The organism is Nocardia sp. CC201C (assembly GCF_030010695.1).
GTDB classification, from domain to species: Bacteria; Actinomycetota; Actinomycetes; order Mycobacteriales; family Mycobacteriaceae; genus Nocardia; species Nocardia otitidiscaviarum.
In genome coordinates this window covers 1-6,245 of sequence record NZ_JASCXP010000437.1, presented here as the reverse complement: position 1 = coordinate 6,245, position 6,245 = coordinate 1, and the positions used below count along the sequence as shown (strand labels likewise).

The window sequence follows — 6,245 nt, the reverse complement described above, 5'->3', positions numbered from 1 at the left end:
CCGCCCGATGCCGCGGTGCCGCCCGCCCGAGCGGGGTCACTCGCCAGCGGCGGGCCGAGCGGTTCGGGGAAGACGGTCTCGCGGCCGGACCCGGTACCGCCTTCGTCACTTCCACGGCTCGGCTCCGGACGACCGCCGGGATGTGGCTCCGCGATAGGTCTGGCCTGGTCGGAGTCTCCCGCCCGCGCGTTGTGGTCACCGCCGGTCGGCTCCGCCGTGCGGCGCGGTGGCGACGAGTGGCTCTCCCCGGCGAAGTCAGCCTCCTGCGGACGGCCGGGCGCACCGGCTCTCGTGCCGCCGCTTCCGGGCGTGCGATGTGACTCGGGGGCGTTCGTCCGCGCCGCGAGGTCTTCGATCCGGCGGATCAGTGTGCGCAGCAATGCGATTCCGGTGAGTACGCCGACGAGCGTGGGGAGTGCCCACGTCCAGACCGCCTGCGGACGGTCCAGTGCCGCCACCGTCGCCAGCACGCCGAAGGCCCCGAACAGGATGGATCCGAGCGGTCGGCGCACCCGTTCCAGCAATCCCGCACCGGCGGCCACGGTCACCGCGACCGCGCCCATGATGAGGTACAGCACGAGTTTGTCGCTGGTGCCGAAGGTGTCGATCGCCCACTCGCGCACCGCGTCCGGCGTGTGGTCGACCACCCCGGCCCCGACGGCGGCCAGCGGCGCGCTCTGCACCGCGACGATCGCGGCGAGCAGTTCGGCCGCGCCGAGGATCGCCCCGGCCGCCACGATGCCACTCGCTACCCGCAGTTCCCGTTCGGCCACGCCTCCGACCCTACTGCCGGTACGAGCCGCTGAGCTGCGGCAAGCTATGACATTCCGGTGACGTCGCGGCCGGGGGTGGAGTGCCGGATTCTGGCGCGAAGATGGGGTCGGGATCGAGCATGAACGTGCGCTCCGGGGCAGAGCACGCTCGACCCCGGGCGTGTAGGTATGAGCTGGGACTCGGGCGTGTAGGTCCGCTCGAACTCGGCAATGCAGGCGCGCTCAGAGTTGGGCGTGTAGGTGCGCTCGGGCGCGGTAGCGCGCTCGGGTCGGATCCAGCACGCGCGGCGCGAATCTGTGCCGGGCGATACGTCAGGTCAGGGCGATACCGGTCTAACCGCTCTCCCGCGCCCGCCGCACGTACAGTCGCTGGCTGGCCCGCGCGACCAACTCGCCGTCGGCGTCGACGATGCGCGCTTCGTGTTCGGTCTCGGATTTGGAGCCGTCGGCGGTCCGCTCGCGGATTACGTCCACCAGCACGCGCGGCATCTCCATGGTCGCGTACACCGTGCCACGGCCGGGCCGCACGAAGTCGATCTCGGCGGTGGTGTTCCACACCCGGTACGCGCCGCCGAGCTGCCCCTGCGCCATCATGCCGAAGAAGGGATCGGTCATGGCGAACAGCGACCAGCCGGGTGCCGCGCCATTGTGGTTGGAGTTCCAGCGCCGCACCCGCAGGCGCACGGTGACCGAGGTCCAGTCGTCGGCGAACGGCTCCACGTGGACGCCCAGAAACAGCAGGGGCGGAGCGAGATTCATGACCTTCGCGAGCCGACGCGGAGTCAGCAGCCGTGCCGATATCCCGCGCTCCCCGAAACCGACCGTGCTCGAGCCCATTTCGGCAGTCTAGGTCGAGACCGGTCAGCGCGCGTCGCCTTTGTGCCGCTGGTAGTAGCGGGCAACGCGGGCCCGGTTGCCGCAGCGGTCGGGGGAACACCACTGGCGGCGCGGATGAGCGGGCAGGAAGAGCATGACGCAATCGTCTGCGGCGCAACGCTTCACCCGTGCGAGAGCGGAGTCGGTGAGAAGATCCACGGCGGCGTCGGCCAAGGTCGCGGCCAGGTGGGCGGTCGGGTCGCCGGTGCGGCGCGGGGCGGCGGTGAGGGTCGCACCGTTCCAGTCCAGCCGGCGGACGGCGGGTGCGGCGGATTGCGCTTCGTACAGTCCGCGCAGCGCCGCCGCCGGGGGACGGCGTTCGCGCAGCAGGGCGTCGAGTATGACGGCGGTGTGCTCGCGGACGGCCCGCACCGCCGCCAGTTCGGCAGGTCCGGGATGCGCGTTCACCGCCTCCGGCAGCCGGTCGCCCTCCAGCCGCAACCAGTTCCCCAGCTGCTCCGGGGTTTTCAGCAGGTCACCGCCGACCGGCCGGGTGTTCACCAGGTCCAGGGCCAGTGGTTCGCCGATCAGCGGTTCGAGCTCCATCACTCCCTAATGCTAACTCAAGCTGTTGACGCATTAGCAGGCCAAGAGTTAGAACTAATGCATCATCACCGCGAGAAAGCATGTGAACAACGTGAACACCCACCCCTTGGTCCAGTACCGCGCTCTCACCGTCGACAACGTCGAGGTCCACTACCGCGAATCGGTCCCCACCCGCACCGACGCCCCCGCCCTGCTGCTCCTGCACGGCTTCCCCTCCGGCTCACACCAGTTCCGTCGCCTCATCGACCTGCTCGGCGACCGCTACCGCCTCATCGCCCCCGACTACCCCGGTTTCGGGAACACCGTCGCCCCAGCCGATTTCGACTACACCTTCGACCGTCTGGCCGACATCACCGAGGGCTTCATCACGAGTCTCGGCCTGACCCGTTTCGCCATGTACGTCTTCGATTTCGGCGCACCCGTGGGCTTCCGCCTCGCCACCCGCCACCCCGAATGGATCTCCGCCCTCGTGGTGCAGAACGGCAACGCCTACGAGGCCGGACTCTCCGACGGCGCACGGGATTTCATCGCCCTACGCCCCGACCAGGACGGCGCGGAGGCCACCATCCGCCAACTGCTCACCCTGGAAGGCACCCGAGGCCAGTACGAACACGGCGTCCCCGACCCCACCCTGCTGTCCCCCGACGGCTGGACTTTGGACCAGCACTACCTCGACCTCCCCGGCCGCAAGGAAGCCCAACTCGCCCTGGCCTTCGACTACCACTCCAATGTGGCCCGCTACCCCGAATGGCAGTCCTGGCTCCGCACCCACACACCCCCCACCCTCATCACCTGGGGCGCGAACGACCCCTTCTTCCCCGCCCCCGGCGCCCACGCCTACCGCACCGACCTCCCCGAGGCCGAACTACACCTCTTCGACACCGGCCACTTCGCTTTGGAAACCCACCTGACCGAGATCGCCCCGCTCATCGCCGACTTCCTCGACCGCGTCCACACCCCGGCCGTTCGGGGATGAGGGCACCATGCGAACCAGCCGCGCGACACCTCCGAAGCGGCACGCCCACCCGCGCACAGCCCCGACCAGGAGGCCCGCGCCGCCGACCGCCTGGTCGGCATCGCCATCGAATCCCAGCCGCGCCGGTCAGTCCCGCACCCGGGCCACGACGGCCTCGATGCCGACCAGCGCGGCGAGCTGGTCGCCGCTGAGCAATCCGGTCAGATGACGCGTGACCGCGGCCTCGTGCACCGGTGTCGCGTCCCGCAGTGCCGTCCGCCCCGCCTCCACGAGCACGACGTCGTCGCCGCGTCCGTCGCGCTCGCAGGGTTCGCGGGCGATCAGGCCGCGCTTCTCCATCCGCCCGAGCTGACGCGAGAGCCGACTGTGCGCCCAGCCCAGGTGCGCGGCCAGACCGCCCACCCGCACGCAGTCCAGCCGCGCGGCCAGCTCGGCGGTGGCGGCGAGCACCTCGAAATCCGGCAGTGAGAGGCCGGTGCCATGTTCGATGTCGCGCGCGATGGCGGCGTCGACCAGTTCGCGCATCCGGCGATAAGCAGCCCAGGCACCGGCCGCGGTGGCGTCGGCGGTCCGGGGCGGGGAGGTGGACGGGCTCATGCCGACCAGTCTACCAATCTTATTTACATGTAACGAAGATGCCGCTACATTCTTCGTTACACGTAACGAATATGAAGGCGGTAGTCGTGATCCTCAACCCATCACTCCTGTGCACCCACCCGTTCGCGCAGCGCGCCGGGGGTGCGGCATGATCGCGATCGTGCTCGCCCTGGGCGCCGCATTCGGCTGGGGTGCTTCGGATTTCATCGGCGGAATGAAATCGCGCAGGGTGCCGCTGCTGTCGGTGCTGATGATCTCCCAGGCCACCGCGCTGGGCCTGCTCGCGGTGGTGACCGCGGCCCGTGGCGCGGGCGTGCCCGAACCCGCCGCGCTGGGCTGGGCGGCCGCGGCCGGACTGGCCGAGACCCTGGCGGTGGCCGCGCTCTACCGCGGGTTGGCCGTCGGCACCATCAGCATCGTCGCGGCCGTCGCGGCCACCGCGCCCATGGTGCCGCTACTGACCGGACTGGTCCTGGGTGAGGTGCCGGGGCGAATCCAGTTGGCAGGACTCGTCTTCGCGGTGCTCGGCCTGGTCGTCGCCTCCGCACAGGGCCGGGGCGGCTCGGCCGGGCGGGTCCTACCCAGCGTCGGCTACGGCGCGCTGGCGGCGGTCGGATTCGGCTTGTTCTTCCTGGCCATGGACACCGCCAGCGCCCACGACATCGGCTGGTCATTGTTCGCGGCTCGCCTGACCGCCGTGCTCGCCATCGGCGCGGTCGTACTGGCGACCCGTCATCGAATCGCGGTGCCCACCAAGGAGATACCCGGCATCGCCCTGGTCGGCGTACTGATCGTGGCTGCGGACGCGCTGTACGCCACCGCCTCGACGCTGGGCGTGGTAGGGGTCGTATCGGTACTCGGCGCGCTGCACACCCTGGTCACCATGGCCCTGGCACGCCTGTTCCTCGGCGAACGGCTCGCCCGCACCCAACGCGCCGGGGTCGCGACCGCACTGCTGGGCGTGCTGGCCATCTCCGCGGGCTGACACCGCCGTGCGCGCGACGCTCCCCATGTGTCGCCGAACCGAAACTCCGGCGGCCGGTCGTCGTCGACGCGTTCGATGTAGGTCTCGGCAGCCCTGCTCTCGGTCGGCTCATATCCGGGAAGCATCAGATCCCCATACGTCCGCGGAGGCACATTGGACAGCGCACCCCGCCGCTGCCTACCCCGCACAACCCGAAACGCCCACCAACACCCCGCCAGCACCACGACCGGCAGGGCGATCATCAGGAGCAGCTCCATAATCGACGAGCCCAGCCCGGAGACCTGCCGCGCCATCAACATCACATACCGATGACCGAGTACCTCACAGAGTGCCGGACGACCGGATCTGAACGGACGCTCCGACCTCACGAAGAGGAGCCGCTAGGACCTCCATTTCGACCCGGGTTCCTTCCAGCCCCGTGCCACGGCTCGGAGAAGCCGTGTTCGACGACTACGCGACGCTGCGTTGCTCGTTCTACTACCGGCACGTGTACGACCTCCTCGGACGGACCGCCGTCCTCCTGCCGTTCTCGGCGGTCACGCACGTACCGCTCCAGCGGATGTTCGAGGCCGACCGCGTCTTCGTCCGCAGCGATACGAACTACAAGCTGTTCCCCGCTGATGTGCATGCGATCGCGGAGTTGGAGCATTGGGTCCGGACATATGACCAATACCGCGACGAGCTCGTCGTCGTATCCGAGGTCGTGAGCTTCGAGCGCGAGTACCGCTGCTTCTGCCGTAACGGCCGCTTCGTCTGCGGCAGCTCCTACCCCATCGAGCCGTACCTTCCCGTCCCCGATGATGTCCGCCGCTTCGCGGAGACCGCGGCGACACGACTGCTAGCCCATGGTTCCACCATGGTCACCGTCGATGTCGGCGTGGGCTGCGACGGCGCACTCCGCCTGGTCGAACTCGGCGGCGTGAACAGCTGGGGCATCTATGGCTCGAACGTCGCCGACTTCGTCGCCGCGATGGAAGCCGAGGCCCTGGCTCGCGCCGATGTGTGACGAGTAGGTCCCGGCGATGAGTCGCCCAGTAACACGACAGCTACCCCGTTCCGATGTGTCTGGCATCACCCATTCAGGAGGTTCGGGATGTTTTCTGCGAAGCGACTCGCCGCCGGTGCCGTCGTGGCCACCGCGACCGCGGCCACCGTGCTCGCCGGTGGTGGTATGGCACAGGCTGACGTGCCGGTATGGCAGGCCAACTGTCACGTGTACAACATCTTCAACACCGGTGGAATGTCCACCTGCGAGCTGCCGACCTGGCACCAGGTGAAGCTCACCTGCGTCGCGTGGCCGGTACCGTTCATCTACTGGAAGTACGGCCCGGCACACTACGGGCAGAACCAGTCCTGGGCCAGCTGCGATTCGCTGAACGCACTGGTGGGGATCGAGGTCATCCAGGCGTAGGTCACGCACCGTGGCCTACTCGGATGGTGTGCGGATGCCGCGCCCCCCCAAACCGGGGGCGCGGGCAAAGGGGCCGGAACG

7 protein-coding genes and 1 pseudogene are annotated in these 6,245 nt (G+C 69.2%); 4 read left to right on the top strand and 4 right to left on the bottom strand.

The genetic code is table 11. The features are described 5' to 3' along the window. From QK444_RS30940 to QK444_RS30930, 3 genes and pseudogenes are all read right to left on the bottom strand, one after another. A pseudogene (locus QK444_RS30940) lies at nucleotides 1–773 on the bottom strand (hypothetical protein); the annotation flags it as partial. Between the two features lie 333 nt (nucleotides 774–1,106). Then, nucleotides 1,107–1,610, bottom strand: coding sequence for a DUF4442 domain-containing protein (locus QK444_RS30935; protein WP_282785629.1), 504 nt, complete (start codon nucleotides 1,608–1,610; stop codon nucleotides 1,107–1,109). Between the two features lie 24 nt (nucleotides 1,611–1,634). Continuing rightward, nucleotides 1,635–2,195, bottom strand: a complete 561-nt coding sequence (locus tag QK444_RS30930) for an ABATE domain-containing protein (RefSeq protein WP_282785630.1) — start codon at nucleotides 2,193–2,195, stop codon at nucleotides 1,635–1,637. A 91-nt stretch (nucleotides 2,196–2,286) separates the two neighbouring features. On the opposite strand from QK444_RS30930, the gene QK444_RS30925 reads away from it, so the two are divergent. After that, nucleotides 2,287–3,171 carry an alpha/beta hydrolase gene (locus QK444_RS30925; protein WP_282785628.1) on the top strand — a complete coding sequence of 295 codons (885 nt, stop codon included), beginning with the start codon at nucleotides 2,287–2,289 and terminating at the stop codon, nucleotides 3,169–3,171. A gap of 126 nt (nucleotides 3,172–3,297) precedes the next feature. Here the strand turns inward: QK444_RS30925 and QK444_RS30920 are convergent, their stop codons facing one another. Beyond that, nucleotides 3,298–3,768 (bottom strand): MarR family winged helix-turn-helix transcriptional regulator, encoded by a 471-nt coding sequence (locus QK444_RS30920; RefSeq protein ID WP_282785627.1) that lies wholly within the window; start codon nucleotides 3,766–3,768, stop codon nucleotides 3,298–3,300. Nucleotides 3,769–3,916: 148 nt separating this feature from the next. On the opposite strand from QK444_RS30920, the gene QK444_RS30915 reads away from it, so the two are divergent. The 3 genes from QK444_RS30915 (at nucleotide 3,917) to QK444_RS30905 (ending at nucleotide 6,164) form a co-directional block, all read left to right on the top strand. Further along, nucleotides 3,917–4,753: a DMT family transporter gene (locus tag QK444_RS30915; RefSeq protein ID WP_282785626.1), complete on the top strand. Its 837-nt coding sequence runs from the start codon at nucleotides 3,917–3,919 to the stop codon at nucleotides 4,751–4,753. 439 nt (nucleotides 4,754–5,192) lie between these two features. Continuing rightward, the gene (locus QK444_RS30910) at nucleotides 5,193–5,759 is read left to right on the top strand and encodes an ATP-grasp domain-containing protein (RefSeq protein ID WP_282785625.1); all 567 of its coding nucleotides are present in this window, start codon (nucleotides 5,193–5,195) and stop codon (nucleotides 5,757–5,759) included. Between the two features lie 87 nt (nucleotides 5,760–5,846). Next, nucleotides 5,847–6,164, top strand: coding sequence for a hypothetical protein (locus QK444_RS30905; RefSeq protein WP_282785624.1), 318 nt, complete (start codon nucleotides 5,847–5,849; stop codon nucleotides 6,162–6,164). Nucleotides 6,165–6,245: the final 81 nt, after the last annotated feature.